Origin of the sequence: Catenulispora sp. MAP12-49, assembly GCF_041262705.1 — a bacterium.
In the GTDB taxonomy this organism is placed as follows: Bacteria; Actinomycetota; Actinomycetes; order Streptomycetales; family Catenulisporaceae; genus Catenulispora.
Genome location: NZ_JBGCCP010000006.1, coordinates 107,737 through 126,427, shown reverse-complemented (window position 1 = coordinate 126,427; position 18,691 = coordinate 107,737). Strand labels below are relative to the sequence as shown.

Sequence of the window (18,691 nt, the reverse complement as noted above, 5' to 3'; positions counted from 1 at the left end):
CCCTGCCCGCACTGGCTTCCTTGCAAAATTCTCGAAAGGCCCCAGCACCGTGACCGAGGACAGACTGCGCGCCTATCTCAAGCGCGTCACCGTCGACCTCGCCGAGGCGCGCCGCCGCCTGGCCGAGGCGGACGGCGATCGGCACGAGCCGATCGCCGTGGTCGGGATGGCCTGCCGGTACCCCGGCGGCGTGCGCACGCCCGACGATTTCTGGTCCCTGCTCAGCGAGGGCCGGGACACCGTTTCGGACGTGCCGAAGGCGCGCTGGGACATCGAGGAGTACTACGACCCCGACCGCGGCACCGTCGGCGGCGTCTACACCAAGCAGGGCGCCTTCCTGGACGACATCGCGGGTTTCGACGCCGGGTTCTTCGGGCTGTCTCCGCAGGAGGCGTTCCGGATGGACCCGCAGCAGCGCCTGCTGATGGAACTGATGTGGGAGGGGCTGGAGGACGCCGGGACCACCCCGGCGGCCCTGGCCGGGAGCCGGACCGGCGTGATGGTCGGGCTGATGGACACGGTGCAGTACGGCCGGCTGGAGATGGAGCGGACCGGCCCCGCGGTCGCCGCCGATCCGCTGTTCGGACAAGGGGTCTCGACCTCGGTCGCGGCCGGGCGGCTGGCCTACCAGTACGACCTGCGCGGCCCGACGCTGACCATCGACACGGCGTGCTCCTCCTCCCTGGTCGGCGTGCATCTGGCCAGCGAGGCGCTGCGCCGCGGCGAGTGCGACATGGCGGTCGCCGCCGGTGCGTATCTGGTGATCCGGCCCGACACCTTCGTGCAGGGCTGCGCGACCTCGATGCTCGCGGTCGACGGACGCTGCAAGACGTTCGACGCCTCCGCCGACGGCTATGTGCTCGGCGAGGGCGGCGGCCTGGTCGTGCTGGAGCGGCTGTCCTCGGCACTGGCCAACGGCCGCCGGATCCGCGCCGTCCTGCGCGGCTCGGCGGTGAACCAGGACGGGCGTAGCAATGGTCTGACAGCCCCGAACCGCGGCGCGCAGGTGGACGTGATCCGGCGCGCGCAGGCGGTGGCCGGCGTCGACCCGAGCGAGGTCGCCTACGTGGAGGCGCACGGCTCCGGCACGAAGCTCGGCGACGCGATCGAGCTGTCGGCGCTGCACGACGTGTTCGCCACCACGCGCGCGACCGAGCGCCCGCTGCTGGTCGGCGCGGTGAAGACGAACATCGGCCACACGCAGTCGGCGGCGGGCGTCGCCGGCCTGATCAAGACGGTGCTGGTACTGGAGAACGGCACCGCGCCCGCGAACCGCAACATGGACGATCCCTCGGACGCCATCCCGGGGGACGGAACGGTGCGGCCGCTGGCCGCGGCCGTGGCCCTGCCCGAGGGGCGGGTGGTGGCCGGGGTGAGTTCGTTCGGCTGGTCCGGGACGAACGCCCACGTGGTGGTGGAGACGGCGCCGGCGGCGGGGGAGGCGGACGGTCAGGGGGCTGATCAACCTGCGGCCTCGCTGCCGGCGCGCACAACTGTGCAGGGCATCGGTGCCGGCGGCGGGCCGGCGCTTGTGCCGGGCGCTGCCCAGGGCTTCTTCACGCTGCCGGTTTCGGCGGCGAGCGCGGGTGCCCTGCGGGAGCGTGCCGGCGGTCTGGCGGCGTTCCTTGCTGAGCGGCCGGATCTGGAGCTGGCCGATGTGGCGCACACTCTGCAGCACGGCCGCGCCGGGCTCGACTACCGGAGCGGCGTCGTTGCGCTCGATCGTGAGGACGCCATCCGGCAGCTGTCGGCGCTCACCTCCGGCGTCGAGGCGAAGCGCCGGCCCAAGGTCGCCTTCCTGCTCCCCGGCACCGGCGACCAGTACGCGGGTCTCGGCCGCGAGCTCTATGAATCAGAGCCCGTTTATGCCGCCGTCATCGACGAGTGCCTGGCCGTCGCCAAAGAGCGCTGCGGGGTCGATCTTCGCCCGCTGATGTTCTCCGAGGCTTCCTCGGCCGCCGCGTCCAACGACCTGGCTGCTCTGCTCGGCCGCGCCACCGACGCCGAAGCCGAGGACCCCGACCCGCTCGCGCACGCCGAGCTCTCGCACCCCTTCCTGTTCACCGTCGAGTACGCGCTCGCGAGGCTGCTCCAGGAGTGGGGTGTGCGGCCGGACGTGCTGGTCGGGTACAGCCTCGGCGAGTACGTCGCGGCGTGCCTGGCCGGTGTTCTGACTCTCGAAGACGCGCTGCACGTGGTGGTCGAGCGGGCCCGCCTGATCGCGACCGCGCGGGCCGGGCGGATGCTGGCGGTGGCCGCCGACGAGGCGCGCGTGCGGGCGGCGTTGGCCGCCAGCGGGGCGCGGGTGGACGTGGCCGCGCTGACCGGGCCGACGATGACGGTCGTCAGCGGGACCGAGGACCAGGTCGAGGTGCTCGCCGAGGCGCTGCGCGGGGCGGGGGTGGCGTGCCGTCCGCTTCGGAGCGAGCACGCGTTCCACTCCTCGCTGCTGGCCCCGGTGCGCGACAAGCTGGCCGCGCTGCTGGAGTCGGTGCCGCGCGCGGTCCCGACGACCACGATCGTGTCGAACACCACCGGGACCGCGCTGACCACCGAGCAGGCGGCGTCGGGGGACTACTGGGGCGACCACCTGGTGAGCCCGATCCGGTTCGCCGACAGCGTGAAGTACTGCGTCGAGCAGGGCGTTGACGTCTTCGTCGAACTCGGCGCCGGGAACACCCTCGGCGGCCTGGTGCGCCAGAACCTCGCCGGGGCCGGCGGCGCAGCCGTGGTCGGGACGCTTCCCGCCGCGTGGACCGGCGCCGCCGGCGCGCCGGACGTGCGGCTCGACATGGCCGGGACGCGCGCCCGGCTGTGGGAGCAGGGCCTGCCGGTGGCGTGGCCCGAAGGCGGACGGACGGTCAGCCTGCCGCCGTATCCGTTCCAGCGCACGGCTTTCTGGCCGGAACAGAACCCTGATGCACCTGCGGATCGGCCGAGGCGGTCGCGGCCCGCGGAGCTGGCTTACGTGCCGGCCTGGCGGCGTGACGTGACCGGCGCGGCGCCGAGCGGACTTCCGCTGGACGGCCCGCTGGTGGTCTTCGCCGGCGACGAAGGGCTTGCGGACCTCGCCGAGGCGGCGGGCGTGCGGGTGGTCGAGGTGGTCCCCGGCGCCGAGCTGAAGCGCGAAGGACGCCGCCTGACGATCGACATCGCGAAGCCCGAGCACTACCGCGAGGCATTCACCGGATTGCCGGAGGACGGACCGGTGCACGTGGTCCACGCCTGGAGCACCCTGGCGGCGGCCACCGACGACGCAGGGCTGCGGCGCTCGATCGAGCTCGGCTTCGACAGCCTGCTGCTGACGGTCCAGGCACTGCCCGGCACGCGGCCGGTCCGCCTGCTGACGGTCAGCCGGGGCGCGCTGGATGTGCACGGCGGCGATGCGGTCGCGCCGCATCAGGCGGCGGTGCATGGGCTCGGAAGGGTGGTCCACCACGAAATCAAGGGCCTGACCTGGCGTGGTGTGGACTTGGACGCAGACACCCCGGGCACAGCGGATCTGGCTGCGGAACTCCTGATCCAGGATGCGGAACCCGAGCTCGCCGCTCGCCGCCGCAGCCGCCGATGGGTTCAGGATTGGGCCGAGCTGCCGGTCTCCAACGAGTCGGTTGAGTCCACGGTTGCTTGGCGCCCCGAAGGCACCTACCTCATCACCGGCGGCACCCGAGGCCTCGGCCTCACCCTCGCGAACCACCTCGTGGCAGCCGGCGTCCGCAAACTCGCCCTCGTCGGCCGCAGCCGCCCCGACCCCACCGCTCCGGGCATCGCAGCCCTCGAAGCCGCCGGCGCCGAGGTCCTGCTCCTGGCCGCCGACGCCGGTGTCCCTGATGCGCTGCGCGCCGCTCTCACCGAGACCCGCCAACACTTCGGCGCCCTCACCGGTGTCATCCACGCCGCAGGCCTTCCGGCCGGCGGCATGGCCCAGCGCCGCGCGGTCGCCGAGGCCGAGACGGTCCTCGCGCCCAAGGTCCTCGCGATGGGTCCGCTGGCCGAGCTCGTCGGTTCGGCGACGCCTGAGGCCGAGCGGCCCGAACTCCTCGTCCTCTACTCCTCGGCGGTCACCGTCTTCGGCGGGATCGGCGAGGGCGACTACTGCGCCGCCAACTCCGTCCTCGACGCCTACGCCGCCGCCCTGGCCGCCGAAGCGCCCTCCACCAAGGTGGTCTCCGTCGCCTGGGGCCCGTGGCTCCACGACGCCTGGCAGTCCGCCGCGCCGGCCAGCGGCCTCGCCGAGCGCGCCGCCGCCTACCGCCGCCAATACGGCTTCAGCGACGAGGCCGGCTGCGCGCTCCTGGACCGCATCCTGCGCAGCGACGCCGGTTCCGGCAGCGTCGTCGCCGTCCGGCAGCGGCTGGAGGATTCGCGGCGGGAGTGGGCCGCGATGGTCGACCTGGACTCCCTCGTGGACGCCAGTTCCGTCGCGCCCGCGACCGAGCGCTTCCCGCGTCCGCAGTTGCGGACCGAGTATGTCGCGCCGCGTACCGCGCGCGAGGGCGCCGTGGCCGAGATCTGGCAGGCGTACCTGGGCATCGAGCGCGTGGGGGTGCACGACCCGTTCTTCGACCTCGGGGGGAACTCGCTGGTCGGGATGGCCATGGTGCTGGCCGTCGAGAAGGAGCTGGGCCTGGCGATCGCGCCGGCCCTGCTGTTCGAGCACCCCACCGTCGCGGCCTTCTCCGCCGCGCTGGACCCCGCCGGCGGCAAGGCCGCCGCGCGGGACCTGATCGCCACATCCTCGGCTCGGGGGCATCGCCGCCGCCGGGCCCGTACGGGAACCGAATGAGGGGACTGACCGTGAACGACCGTCTCTTTGAGACTTCCGACCAGACCGACGGCCCCTCCGGCACCGACATCGCGATCGTCGGGATGGCCGGGCGGTTCCCGGGCGCCGCCGACGTCGGCGCGCTGTGGTCCGGGATCCGGGCCGGGGCCTCGGGGCTGACCCGCTTCAGCGACGCCGAGCTGCGCGCCGCCGGGGTCGCCGAGGACCTGCTCGCCGATCCCGCCTACGTGAAGGCCGCGCCGGTGGTGGACGGCGTCGAGCAGTTCGACGCCGGCTTCTTCGGGGTGAACCCGAAGGAGGCGCAGATCCTGGACCCGCAGCACCGGCTGTTCCTCGAGCACTGTTGGGAGGCGCTGGAGGACGCGGCGTGCGACCCGGCGCGCTTCGAGGGCCTGATCGGCGTCATCGCCGGCTGCGCCTGGAGCTCGTACCTGACCAACAACCTGGAGCCCGCCGGCGTCGGCCAGTCGCTCGGCGAGATGGCCGTGGGCCTTGCCAACGACCGCGATTCGCTGACCACCCGGGTCGCGCACGCGCTCGGTCTGACCGGCCCCAGCTACACCGTCCAGAGCTACTGCTCCACGTCTCTGGTCGCGGTCTGCGCCGCCGCCACCGCGCTGGCCAACTTCGAGGCCGACATGGTGCTGGCCGGCGGCGTCGCGCTGTCCGTGCCGCACCGCGTCGGCTACCTGTACCAGCCCGGCGGCATCACCCCGCCGGACGGCGAGTGCCGCGCCTTCGACGCCGCGGGTCTGGGAAGCCCGATCGGCAACGGCGTCGGCGTGGTCGCCTTGCGCCGCCTGGAGGACGCGCTGGCCGACGGCGCCCGCGTCTACGCTGTGATCCGCGGTTGGGCCGTCAACAACGACGGCGGTCGCAAGGTCGGCTTCACCGCACCCGGCGTGCAGGGCCAGGCCGCCGTGATCGCCGAAGCCCTGGCCGCCGCAGGCCTGGAGCCCTCGGACGTCGGTTACGTCGAGGCCCACGGCACCGGCACCGCCCTCGGCGACGCCGCCGAACTCGCCGCGCTCCAGCAGGTCTTCGACGGCGCCTCGGTCCGCGTCGGCTCGGTGAAGTCCAACCTGGGCCACCTGGACCGGGCCGCCGGCGTCACCAACCTGATCAAGGCCGCGCTGGTCCTGCACCGCGGCGAGATCCCGCCGACCCGCAACTTCACCGACCCCAACCCGCAGCTCGGTGCCGGCGGTGCCGAGCTGGAGGTGGTCACCGAGCTGACTCCGTGGCCGCGCACGCCCGAGACGGTGCGCCGGGTCGGCGTCAGCGCGTTCGGGATCGGCGGCACCAACGCGCACGTCGTGCTCCAGGAGGCGCCGCTGCCGGTGCCCGCCGACGCCGACACCGACGACCAGCGCCCCGAAGTGCTCATGTGGTCCGCGCGCTCGGCCGAGGCCGCCGACGCGATGACCGAGAAGCTGTCCGAGCACCTCCAGGACACCGACGACGAGCTCACCGACATCGCGAACACCCTGCAGACCGGCCGCAAGGTCTTCGAGCACCGGCGCATCGCGGTCGGCTCGACCGCCGCCGAGCTGGCGTCGGCGCTGCGCGACAACAGCATCCTGACTCGCACCGACGGCCGCTCCGACCGCGAGGTCGCCTTCCTGATCGCCGGAACCGGCGAGCAGTACCCGGGCCTGGCCGAGGACCTGTACCGCACCGAGCCGGTCTTCCGCGAGGTGCTGGACGAGTGCCGCGCGGTGCTCCAGGACAAGCTCGGCCGCGACGTGCTGACCGACATGCTGCGTCCGCGCGACACCGCCGGGGCCGGCGATCTGGCACGTCTGCTGGGTCGCGGCACTGAAGAAGAGAGCGCCGAAGGCCAGGCGACGGCGGTCCTTCAGCCGGCGCTGTTCGCGGTCGAATACGCGCTGGCCAAGCTGCTCGAGTCCTGGGGCATCCGGCCCGGTGTGATCGTCGGCTACAGCCTCGGCGAGTACGTCGCCGCCGCGCTGTCCGGCGTGCTGTCGCTGCCCGACGCGCTCGCGCTGGTCGCGCACCGCGCGCAGCTGATCGACGCCCAGCCGCACGGGGCCATGGCCGCCGTGCCGATCGCCGCCGCCGACGTGGCCGCCCGGATCGAGCGCGCCGGTATCGCAGAGCTCGATGTCGCCGCCGTGAACGGCCCCGAGCTCACCGTGGTCTCCGGCACCGCCGAGGCGGTCGCGGCCCTGACCGCGCTGCTGGAGCCCGACGCCATCCCGGTCCGTGTGCTGACCACCACGCACGCCTTCCACTCCTCGATGCTGGCCGGCATCAAGGCGGAACTGACCGCGTGGGTCGCGGCGAACGTCACCACCGGCGCACCGCAGACCCCTTACTTGTCGAACGTCACCGGCACCGCCGTCACCGCCGAGCAGGTCGCCGACCCCGGCTACTGGGCCGAGCACATGTGCGCGCCGGTCCAGTTCGACGCGATGCTCGCCGAACTGCTGGCCGCCGGCGACCCGGTGCTGCTGGAACTCGGGCCCGGTCCGTCGCTGGGCACCATGGCCCGCGCGCACCGCGCCTGCTCGCCGGAGCGCTGGCCGCTGATCGTCCCGACGCTGCCGGGCGGCGCCGACCCGCGCTCGGGCGCGACGGTGCTGGCCGAGGCCCTCGGGCGGCTGTGGCTGACCGGCGTGCCGGTCGACTGGTCCGGCTACCGCGAGGGACACCCGGCGGCGCGCCGCGTCAGCCTGCCGACGTACCGGTTCCAGCGCCAGCGGTACTGGATCGACGCCCCGGCCGGCGGCCGCGCCGCGGTGAAGGTGAAGCAGGCCGCGCAGCTGACCGGACCGGTCGCCGACGCCGAGCACGTCCAGCTGCTGAGCCCGCGCTGGACGACGGCGGAGCTGTCCGGGACCACCTCGGCGCCGGACCGGTTCGTGGTCCTCGGCGAATCAGAGCTCGCTGATGCGATCGCGGCCACGCTGCGCGCCGACGGTGCGGACGTCGCAGTGGTCGGCGACGGCTTCGGCACTGACCACGCGAGTGCCACCACCACGGTCATCGACCTGCGCGCTCTGGCCTCCGACGCCGGCGAGCCGGGTGCTCTGGTTCCCGGGGTGGCGGCCGCGCTCGACGCCTGGGGCAGCACCAACGGCACCACGCGCTATCTCATCGCGACCGCCGGCGGCCAAGCTGTCGCCGATGGCGAAATCCCGAATATCGCGCAGGCAGCGCTCGCCGCCCTGCCGGCTGTCGCGAACCAGGAGTACCTGAACCTCGACTGCCGCGCGGTTGATTTTGCTTCGAATACAGACCTTGATGGGCATGAGGAATCGGCGCGTGTCCTCGCCACGGAAGCCTCGGGCGATGGCGAGGAAGTCCTGGTCGCCTACCGCGACGGACGCCGCCACATCCGCGAGCACGTCTCGGGCCTGCCCGGTGGCGAGCCGGTGCCGGTCCGCTCGGGCGGCACGTACCTGATCACCGGCGGACTCGGCGATGTCGGGCTGCTGGTCGCCGGTCATCTGGCGGCTTCCGGCGCCTCGCGGCTCGTGCTGGCCAGCCGCAGCGGCATCCCGGCCGGTGCCGGCGACCGCCGCTCCGACGGTGTGCGGCGGTTGACCGATCGCGGTGTCGAGGTCCTGACGCCGCAGCTCGACATCACCGACCCCGATGCGGTGCGCCAGCTGTTCGCCGAGCTCGGACGGATCGACGGTGTCATCCACGCCGCGGCCACCACGAGCCCTGACACGTTCCGGGCTCTGCGCGATCTCGACGCCGACACGGTGGCCACACACTTCGGAGCCAAGGTCGATGGCGCGCTGGTGCTGCGCGAGGTTCTGGGCGGGCTGCCGGAGGATCAGACTCCTGATTTCTGTCTGCTGTTCTCCTCGACGTCCTCGCTGCTCGGCGGTATCACCTTCGGTTCCTACGCCGCCGCCAACGCCGCACTGACCGCTGTCGCAGAGCTCGGGGATACGTCCACCACCCGCTGGCTCGCCGCTGCCTGGGACACCTGGTCGATCACCCTGGAGCGCCTCCAGTCCGGCTTCGGCGCCGGCATGGCCGCCCACTCCATGAGCACCGAGCAGGCCTTCGCCGCCCTCGACGCGCTGCTGGCCAAGCCGCGCGCGGCCACCGCCGTGGTGGCCGGGGGCCTGGGCGACCGGCTGCCGCGTGCCGCCGCGCTCCTGGACGTGGCGATCGGCACCGGGGAGCGCTTCCCGCGTCCGGAGCTGGCGCAGCCCTACACCGCGCCGCTGACCGCGACCGAGCGCGCGCTGACCGAGCTGTGGTCCGACGTGCTGGGCATCGAGCCGGTCGGCACCCGCGACGCGTTCTTCGACCTCGGAGGCAACTCGCTGCTGGCGTTGCAGATGCTGGCTCTGGTCAAGAAGCGCTTCGGCGTTTCGGTTCCGGCGGTGCAGCTGTTCGAGGCGCCGACGGTTCAGACGCTGGCCGCGATCCTGGACGGTGAGAACGGCCAGAGCGCGCAGAGCACGGCCGCCCCGGTCGTCACGCAGCGCCCGATCGTGCGCGCCGGTACCGAGGAAGACCGCCTCATCGCGGTCGTCGGCATGGCCGGCCGCTTCCCCGGCGCGCCGAACGTCGAGGCCTTCTGGCACAACATCCGCGAGGGTGTGGAGTCGATCAGCTTCTTCAGCGACGAGGAACTGCTCGCCTCCGGCGTCACGCCGGAGGAACTGGCCGATCCCTCCTACGTCCGGGCCCGGCCGGTCCTGGACGACGTCTCGGGCTTCGACGCCGCGTTCTTCGGCATGAACCCGCGCATGGCCACCTTGACCGACCCGCAGCAGCGGCTGTTCCTGGAGGTCTGCTGGGAAGCGCTGGAGCAGTCCGGCTACGTCGTGCCGGAGCTGCGCGGGCGCGTCGGCGTCTACGGCGGCGCCAACATCAGCAGCTACCTGATGCGCATGCCGGAGCAGATGACCAGCGGTGACTTCAGCGTCTACGAGGTCATCATGGGCAACGACAAGGACGCCCTGACGACCACCGTCTCCTACCTGCTCGACCTCTATGGCCCCAGCGTCGCGGTGCAGACCTTCTGCTCCACCTCGCTGGTCGCCACCCACCTGGCCATCCAGAGCCTGCGCAGCGGCGAGTCCGACATGGCGATCGCCGGCGGCGTCTCGGTGCGCGTGCCGGACAAGATCGGGCACGAGTTCATGCCCGGCGGCATGGAGTCGCCCGACGGGCACGTGCGCACCTTCGACGCCGAGGCCCGCGGCAGCATGTTCGGCGACGGCGCGGCGGCGGTCGTGCTCAAGCGGCTGTCCGACGCGCTGCGCGACGGCGACCACATCTGGTCGGTGATCCGCGGCTCGGCGATGAACAACGACGGCGCGCTCAAGGTCGGCTTCACCGCGCCCAGCGTGATCGGCCAGTCGCGGGTGATCGTGGACGCGATGGCCGACGCCGGGGTGACCGGCGATGACATCAGCTACATCGAGGCCCACGGCACCGCCACCGAGCTCGGCGACCCGATCGAGGTGACGGCCCTGACCCGGGCTTTCGGCGAGACGGACGCCAAGCAGTACTGCCCGATCGGCTCGGTGAAGACCAACGTCGGCCACCTGGACCGCGCCGCCGGTGTCACGGGTCTGATCAAGACCTCGCTGGCGCTCACCGACCAGGTGATCCCGCCGAGCCTGCACTACACCGCGCCGAACCCGCGGATCGACTTCGCGAACAGCCCGTTCTACGTCAACACCGAGCTGACCCCGTGGCGCACCCGCGAGGGCCGCCCCGCGCTGGCCGGTCTGAACTCGCTCGGCATGGGCGGCACGAACGTGCACCTCGTGGTGCAGCAGGCGCCGGTGCGCGCCGTCGCAGACCCCGCGGACACTTCCACGGTGCGCCGCTACCAGGTGCTGCCGCTGTCGGCACGCACCCCGGCCGCTGTGGAGGCGACCGCGAGCCGGCTGGCCGATTTCCTGGCCGACGCGCCGCGGACCCGCCTGGTCGACGTCGCCTACACCATGCAGGTCGGCCGTAAGCGCTTCGACCACCGCCGGGCCCTGGTCGCCGACGGCCTGGCCGCCGTGCAGGACAAGCTGCGCGAGGGCGACCTGCTCGGCCGCGTCGACGCGGTCACCGGCCGTCCGGTGGCGTTCCTGTTCTCCGGCGTGGGGGAACAGTACCCGGGCCTGGTCCGCGAGCTCTACCAGCGTGAGCCGGTGTTCCGGGCCCTGCTCGACGAGTGCCTGGGTCATCTGCGGACCCTGATACCGGACGCCGACCTGAAGGACCTGCTGACCGGAGAGCGCGGCGGTGGCGGCGCCTCGGATCTGGCCGCGATGCTGGGCCGTGGCAACGGTTCCGACGACGAGCGCGCGGCGCTGCTGGAGCGCACCGAGATCGTGCAGCCGGCCATGTTCGCCGTCGAGTACGCGCTCGCCAAGACCCTGATGACCTGGGGTGTGCAGCCCAAGCTGATGCTCGGGTACAGCCTCGGCGAGTACGTCGCGGCCTGCCTGGCCGGCGTCCTGTCCCTGCCGGACGCCCTCAAGCTGGTCGCGCACCGCGCCGAGCTCATCTCCGCGATCGAGGCCGGGGCCATGACCGCGGTCTCGGCGACCCCCGCCGATCTGGCCGCCTACAAGCTGGCCGACCGCGGCCTGGACATCGCGGCCGTCAACGGTCCGCAGGTGACCGTGGTCGCCGGTCCCGTCGAGGCGATGGCGGCGTTCGTCGCGGAACTGCGCGATGCCGAGGTCCCGCACCGCGCGCTGAGTACCGCGCACGCCTTCCACTCGCGGATGCTGGAGCCGTTGCAGGACCGGCTGACCGAGTGGGTCGCGGCCAACGTCACGCTGAACGCGCCGCAGATCCCTTACCTGTCCAACGTCACCGGCACCCGCGTCGGCGCCGAGGACGCGACCGACCCGGCGTACTGGTCCCGGCACATGTGCCGCACCGTCCGCTTCGGCGACGCGATCGCGGCGCTGCTGGCCGATCCCGAGATCGCGATCCTGGAGATCGGCCCGGGCCAGTCGCTCGGCACGATGATCCGGGGCGCGAAGTGCCCGCCGGACCGCTGGCCGCTGATCCTGGCCACGCTGCCCGCCGCCGACGACAAGCGGCCCGACGACCTGGCGTTCACCGAGGCGCTGGCCCGGTTGTGGCTGGTCGGCGCGGACCCGGACTTCGTGGCGTATCAGGGCCGGAACACGGTCGGCGAGGGCGACGACCCGCTGCTGCCGGGCCGCATCCCGCTGCCCACCTATCCCTTCCAGCGCCAGCGGTACTGGACCGAGATCCCGACCGGCGCGACCACGGTCGCGGCGCCCAGGCGCGCCGCGTTGCCGACTCCCGCGCAGGCCGCGAAGCCGCAGGCCAAGCCGGAACCCGAGGAAGTCCTCGTCGAGGTGCTGCGGCCGCGCTGGTCGGCCGCTCCCATCGCGGCCGGCGCCGGCGCGCTCGGCAAGGTCGTGCTGGTCGCCGACGAGGGCGGGGTCGCCGAGGCGCTGAGCGAGGTGCTGGCCGCCTCCGGAGCCGAGGTGGTCTGCGTGCCCGGCGGCCCGGCGCTGACCCGGGAGGAGCACGCCGCGATCGTGGCCCGCGAGGCCGCCGAGGACCGCACCACGGTCGTCGATCTGCGCCTGCTGGACCGGCCCGCCGGCGACGCCGCCGATCTGGACGGCCGCGACGTCATCCAGCCGCTGGCCCGCCTGCTGGACGCCTGGGGCAGCGACGGCACCGGCAGTGCCCGGATGCTGATCGCCACCCGCGGCGGCCAGCCGGTCGGCGGCGACGTGCCGCGCCCGGCGCAGCACGCGGCGGCGGTGCTCCAGGTCGTCGCGAACCTGGAATACCTGAACCTGGAGTGCGGCACTGTCGACGTCGGCGCGGACGCCGACGCCCCGACCGTCGCCGCCGCGCTGGCCGCCGAGATCGGCCGACCCTCCGACGTGGACGACGTCCTGGTCGGCTACCGCGACGGCGAGCGGCACGTGCGGGACTACGTGCCCGCCGACGCGCCGCCGGCCGAGCCGGTGCACCAGATCCGCACCGGCGGCAGCTACCTGATCACCGGCGGTCTGGGCGACCTCGGCCTGATCCTGGCCGAGCACTTCGCGGCCTCCGGGGCCGGCCGGCTGATCCTGACCAGCCGCACCGGCGCCCCCGAGGGCGGCAAGCGGCTGGACCGGCTGGAGGCCTTGCGCGCGGCCGGAGTGGAGGTCCTGACCCCGGCCGTGGACGTCACCGACGCCGACGCCATGCGCGCCGTGCTCGCCGACGCGCTCGCCGACGGCGGCCGCATCGACGGCATCGTGCACGCGGCAGCCGTGACCCACCCGGACACCTTCCGCGCTCTGCGCGCGGTCGACGACGAGGCGGTCGGGCTGCACTTCGGCGCGAAGGTCGGCGGCGCCCTGGTGCTGGACGGGCTGCTGGCCGAGCTGGCGGCAGATCCTGAATTCAACGCAGATCAGGCCCCTGAGTTCTGCCTGCTGTTCTCGTCCACCTCCTCGGTCCTCGGCGGCATCGCCTTCGCCTGCTACGCCGGCGGCAACGCGGCGCTCGCGGCGATCGGCCAGCGCAACCACGCCCGGTTCCTGGCCGGCGACTCGCCGACCCGCTGGATCTCCACCAGCTGGGACACCTGGTCGGTGACCATCGACAGCCACCACGTCGGCGCGGTCATGATCAAGCACTCCATGACCCGCGAGCAGGCCCTGGCGGCCTTCGACGCCACGCTGGCCGGCCCGGGACCCTCGCTCGTGGTCGCCGCCGGCGGTCTGACCGACCGGCTGCCGCGCGCCATGGCCCTCACCGACGTGGTCGGCGGCGGGGAGAAGTTCCCGCGCCCGGATCTGCCGCAGCCCTACAGCGCGCCGTCCACCGACGCCGAGCGTTCGCTGGCCGAGCTGTGGTCGCACCTGCTCGGCGTGGAGCCGGTCGGCGTCAAGGACGCGTTCTTCGACCTCGGCGGCAACTCGCTGCTGGCGTTGCAGATGCTGGCGCTGGTCAAGAAGCGGTTCGGGGTCGCGATCCCGGCGGTCACGCTGTTCGAGGCGCCGACCGTGCAGGGGCTGGCGGCGATCCTGGACAACGAGGGCGCGACCGACAAGGAGGCTGCCTCGGTCGCCGCGCGGCGCGCCGAGCGCCCCGCGGCGGTCGGTGGGAACAGATCCGCAGGTCTCGCCGCCTCCGACGACGACCGCCGCATCGCGGTCATCGGCATGGCCGGACGGTTCCCCGGCGCTTCGGACGTCGAGCAGTTCTGGACCAACGTGCGCGGCGGTGTCGAGACGATCAGCTTCTTCACCGACGAGGAACTGCTGGCCTCCGGCGTCACCCCCGAGGAGCTGGCCGATCCGGCCTACGTGCGGGCCCGTCCGGTGCTGCCGGACGTCCGCGGCTTCGACGCCTCCTTCTTCGGGATGAGCCCCCGCATGGCGGCCCTGACTGACCCGCAGCAGCGGCTGTTCCTTGAGGTCTGCTGGGAGGCGCTGGAGCAGGCCGGCTACGCGGCCCCCGAAGGCCGCAGCCGTGTCGGCGTCTATGGCGGGTCCAACATCAGCACCTACCTGATGCGGCACCCCGAGATCCTCGCCGACCCCGAGTTCAGCGTCTACGAAGTCCTGATGGGCAACGACAAGGACGCGCTCACCACCACCGTCTCCTACCTGCTGGACCTGTACGGGCCGAGCATCGCGGTGCAGACCTTCTGCTCCACCTCTCTTGTCGCCACGCACATGGCCGTGCAGGCGCTGCGCAACGGCGAGTGCGAGATCGCGCTGGCCGGCGGCTCCTCGGTGCACGTGCCGGAGAAGGTCGGCCACCGCTTCGAGGCCGGCGGCATGGCCTCGCCGGACGGGCACGTGCGCACCTTCGACGCCGGCGCGCGCGGCAGCATGTTCGGCGACGGCGCCGCCGTCGTGGCCCTCAAGCGCCTGTCCGACGCGCTGCGCGACGGCGACCACATCTGGTCGGTGATCCGCGGCTCGGCGGTCAACAACGACGGCGCCCTGAAGGTCGGCTTCACCGCGCCGAGCGTGGTCGGCCAGTCCTCGGTGGTCATCGAGGCGATGGCCGACGCCGGGGTCACCGGGGACGACATCAGCTACATCGAGGCCCACGGCACCGCCACCGAGCTCGGCGACCCGATCGAGGTCGCGGCGCTCACGCGGGCCTTCGGGGACACCGACGGCAAGCAGTACTGCCCGATCGGCTCGGTGAAGACCAACGTCGGCCACCTGGACCGTGCTGCGGGCGTCACAGGTCTGATCAAGACCTCGCTGGCGCTGAAGGACCAGATGATCCCGGCGAGCCTGCACTACGAGACGCCGAACCCGAACATCGACTTCGAGGACAGCCCGTTCTACGTCAACACCGAGCTGTCCCCGTGGCAGACCCGCGACGGCCGCCCGCCGATCGCCGGGATCAACTCCCTGGGCATGGGCGGGACCAACGTCCACGTGGTCGTCGAGCAGGCCCCCGAGCGGGTGCCGGCCGAGCCCGCGGACCCGAACGCGGTGCGGCGCTACCACGTGGTGCCGATGTCGGCGCGCAACTCCGGGGCCGTCGAGGCCGCCGCCGAACGGCTCGGGGCGTACCTGTTGGACGCCGCCGCCGATGCCCCGGACCTGCGGCTGCGCGACGTCGCCTACACGATGCAGGCCGGGCGCAAACTGTTCGAGCACCGGCGCGCGGTCGTCGCCGACGGCGTCGAGCAGCTGGCCGCCGCGCTGACCGGGCCGGACAAGGCCGCGGTGCTGGGCCGGCTGGACACCACCACGAGCCGTCCGGTGGCGTTCCTGTTCTCCGGCGTGGGGGAGCAGTACCCCGGGATGGTGCGGGAGCTGTACCGGCGCGAGCCGGTGTTCCGGACGCTGCTGGACGAGTGCCTGGAGCACCTGCGGGTTCTGATTCCCGACGCGGACCTGAAGGACCTGCTGACCGGGACCCGGGGCGGCGGTGCCGATCTGGCGGCGCTGCTGGGCCGCGGCGGCGGTTCCTCCTCCGACGAGCGGGCTTCGGCGCTGGAGCGGACCGAAGTGGTGCAGCCGGCCATGTTCGCCGTCGAGTACGCGCTCGCCAAGACCCTGATGACCTGGGGTGTGCAGCCCAAGCTGATGCTCGGGTACAGCCTCGGCGAGTACGTCGCGGCCTGCCTGGCCGGGGTGCTGTCGCTGTCCGACGCGCTGGCGCTGGTCGCGCAGCGGGCCAAGCTCATCGGCGCGCAGCCCGCCGGCGGGATGGCGGCGGTGTCGCTGTCGCCGAAGGGGCTGGAGAAGTACGGACTGGCCGCGCGCGGGCTGGACATCGCGGCGGTCAACGGGCCGGAGGTCACGGTCGTCGCAGGACCCGACGACGCGCTGGCCGCCCTCGGTGCCGAGCTGCTGGACGCGGAGATCCCGTTCCGTCCGCTCCAGACCACGCACGCCTTCCACAGCCGCATGCTGGAGCCGGTGCGCGAGGCGCTGACCGAGTGGGTCAAGACGAACGTGACGCTGAACGCGCCGCGGGTGCCGTACATCTCCAACACCACCGGCACCCGGGTCGGGGCCGACCAGGTCACCGACCCCGGCTACTGGGCCCGGCACATGTGCCAGCCGGTGCAGTTCGCGACCGCGATCAGCACCCTGCTGGCCGACCCGGACCTGGCCGTGGTCGAGATCGGCCCGGGCCAGTCGCTCGGCGCCCTGGTGCGCGCCGCCGGCTGCCCGCCCGAGCGCTGGTCGACGATCGTCAGCACCCTGCCGGCCGCCGGCGACGGCCGCGCCGACGACGCGGTGCTCACCGACTGCCTGGCCCGCCTGTGGCTGGTCGGCGCGGACCTGGACTGGGCGACCATGAACGACCGCCAGCCCGGCGCCCGCCCCGAGGACCCGGCGACCGTGCCGAACCGCGTGCCGCTGCCGACGTACGCGTTCCAGCGGCAGGTGCACTGGATCGACGCGCCGATGCGGCCCGCCGTGTACATGGGCGGGGTCACCGGCGGAGCCGCAGGTGGTAATGGCGGCTTCGGGGGCATCGGCGGTGAGACGACGCTGGAGACGGTCGCGGACCTGCCGAAGCTGCCGGAGGAGCAGTGGCTGCACCTGCCGGTGTGGCGGCAGACCGCCGCGCCGGCCGCCGTGGAGCTGCCCGAGTCGTGGCTGGTGTTCAGCCGGGACGGGGTCGCCGAGCGGGTGGTCGAGCGGCTGCGGGGGAGCGGTGCGGCGGTGACGGTGGTGCGGCCGGGTGAGGCTTACGCGGATGGGGACTATGCCATCCGGCCTGGAAACCTGGACGACACCCTGCGCTTGTTGCGCGATCTGCGTGCGAACGGCGGGGTGCCTTCGCGGGTGGTGCACCTGTGGGCGCTCGGGTCTTCGGACCCGGTGGTCGACGGCTTGCACACGCTGGTGACGCTCGCCCGGGCCGCCGGCGAGGTCGGCATCGACGACTGGTCGCTGGATGTCGTGACCGCCGGCGCGCAGCAGGTGCTGCCGGGCGACGCCACCGACCCGCTCGCGGCCACGCTCACCGGACCCGCGCTGGTGATCCCGGTCGAGTACCCGAGCGTCACCGCGCGCCTGATCGACCTCGACGCGCAGCCGACCGCCAAGACGGTCGCCGCGCTGACCGCCGAGCTCGCACGCCCGGCCGCCGACCGGATCGTGGCGCTGCGGCATGGCCGACGCTGGATCTGCGGATTCGAGAGCATGCCCGCCGAGCCGCAAAGTCAGGATGCTGTCACTCTCCGCGAATCGGGCGTCTACCTCATCACCGGCGGCCTCGGCGGCATCGCCCTGGCCATGGCCGAGCGCCTGGCGGCCGAGTGCCGCGCCAAGCTCGTCCTGTTCGGCCGCACCGGCCTTCCGCCGCGCGAGCAGTGGTCCGACGTCGCCGACGAGCCGACCCGCGAGCGCGTGCGCAAGGTGCAGGCGCTGCTCGATCTCGGCGCCGAGGTCGAGATCGTCGTCGGCGACCTGGGTCGGCCCGAGGACGTGCGGCGCGCCGTGGACACCGCCGTCGATCGCTTCGGCGCCCTGCACGGCGTCCTGCACGCCGCCGGCCTGCCCGGCATGGGCCTGATGCAGTTCAAGGAGCCCGAGCAGCTGGACACCGTCCTGGCGCCGAAGGTCGCCGGGACGCTGGCCCTGGCCGAGGCGCTGCGCTTCGGCGAGGCCGACGAGATCGAGCTGGACTTCCTGGTCCTGTTCTCCTCGATCACCTCCGCCACCGGCGGCGGGCCCGGCCAGGTCGACTACTGCTCGGCCAACGCGTTCCTGGACGCCTTCGCCGCGCAGCAGTCCGCCGCCGGACGGCGGGTCGTCGCCGTGGACTGGGGCGAGTGGCTGTGGAACGCGTGGTCGGCCGGGCTGGACGGGTACGCCGAGGCGCTGCGCAGCTTCCTGGAGGAGAACCGGACGCGCATCGGCATCGGCTTCGACGAGGGCTGGCGCTGCCTGCGGCGCGCGCTGGCCGCCGGCGAGCCGCGGGTGGTGGTCTCCACCCAGGACTTCGGCCCGCTGGTGCGGCTCAGCTCGCAGTTCACGCTGGACGCCGTCGCGGCCACCGCGGCGCTCGACGGCGGCACGCCGCACCCGCGGCCCGAGCTCATGACGCCGTTCCAGGAGCCCGACGGGGCCACCGAGGAGACCATCGCCCGGATGTGGCGCGAGTCGCTGCGGCTGGACCAGGTCGGCGTCCTGGACAACTTCTTCGAGCTCGGGGGCAACTCGCTGCTCGGGGTCACGATCGTCACCGCCCTGCGCAAGGAGTTCGGGCTCGACGACCTGCCGCCGCACACGCTCTACGAGGCGCCGACCGTGGCCGCGCTGGCCGAGGTCGTCGACAAGGCCCGCTCCGGGGCCCCGGTCCCGATGCCGGACGCCGACGCCGGCGTCCGGGCCCAGCTGCGCCGATCCGGCGTCCGCACCGCGGCCGCCCGCAGGCGCTCAGGCAGCTGAGCCGGCCCGGTTCTGCCAAACCGACAAG

Annotated in this window: 2 protein-coding genes; both read left to right on the top strand. The window is 73.2% G+C overall.

Going from position 1 to position 18,691, the window contains the following annotated elements:
* The first annotated feature begins 49 nt into the window (after positions 1-49).
* Complete coding sequence (locus ABIA35_RS14590) at positions 50-4,786, top strand: SDR family NAD(P)-dependent oxidoreductase (protein WP_370358235.1); 4,737 nt, start codon at positions 50-52, stop codon at positions 4,784-4,786.
* A gap of 11 nt (positions 4,787-4,797) precedes the next feature.
* Complete coding sequence (locus ABIA35_RS14585) at positions 4,798-18,663, top strand: SDR family NAD(P)-dependent oxidoreductase (protein ID WP_370358234.1); 13,866 nt, start codon at positions 4,798-4,800, stop codon at positions 18,661-18,663.
* Positions 18,664-18,691 lie beyond the last annotated feature (28 nt).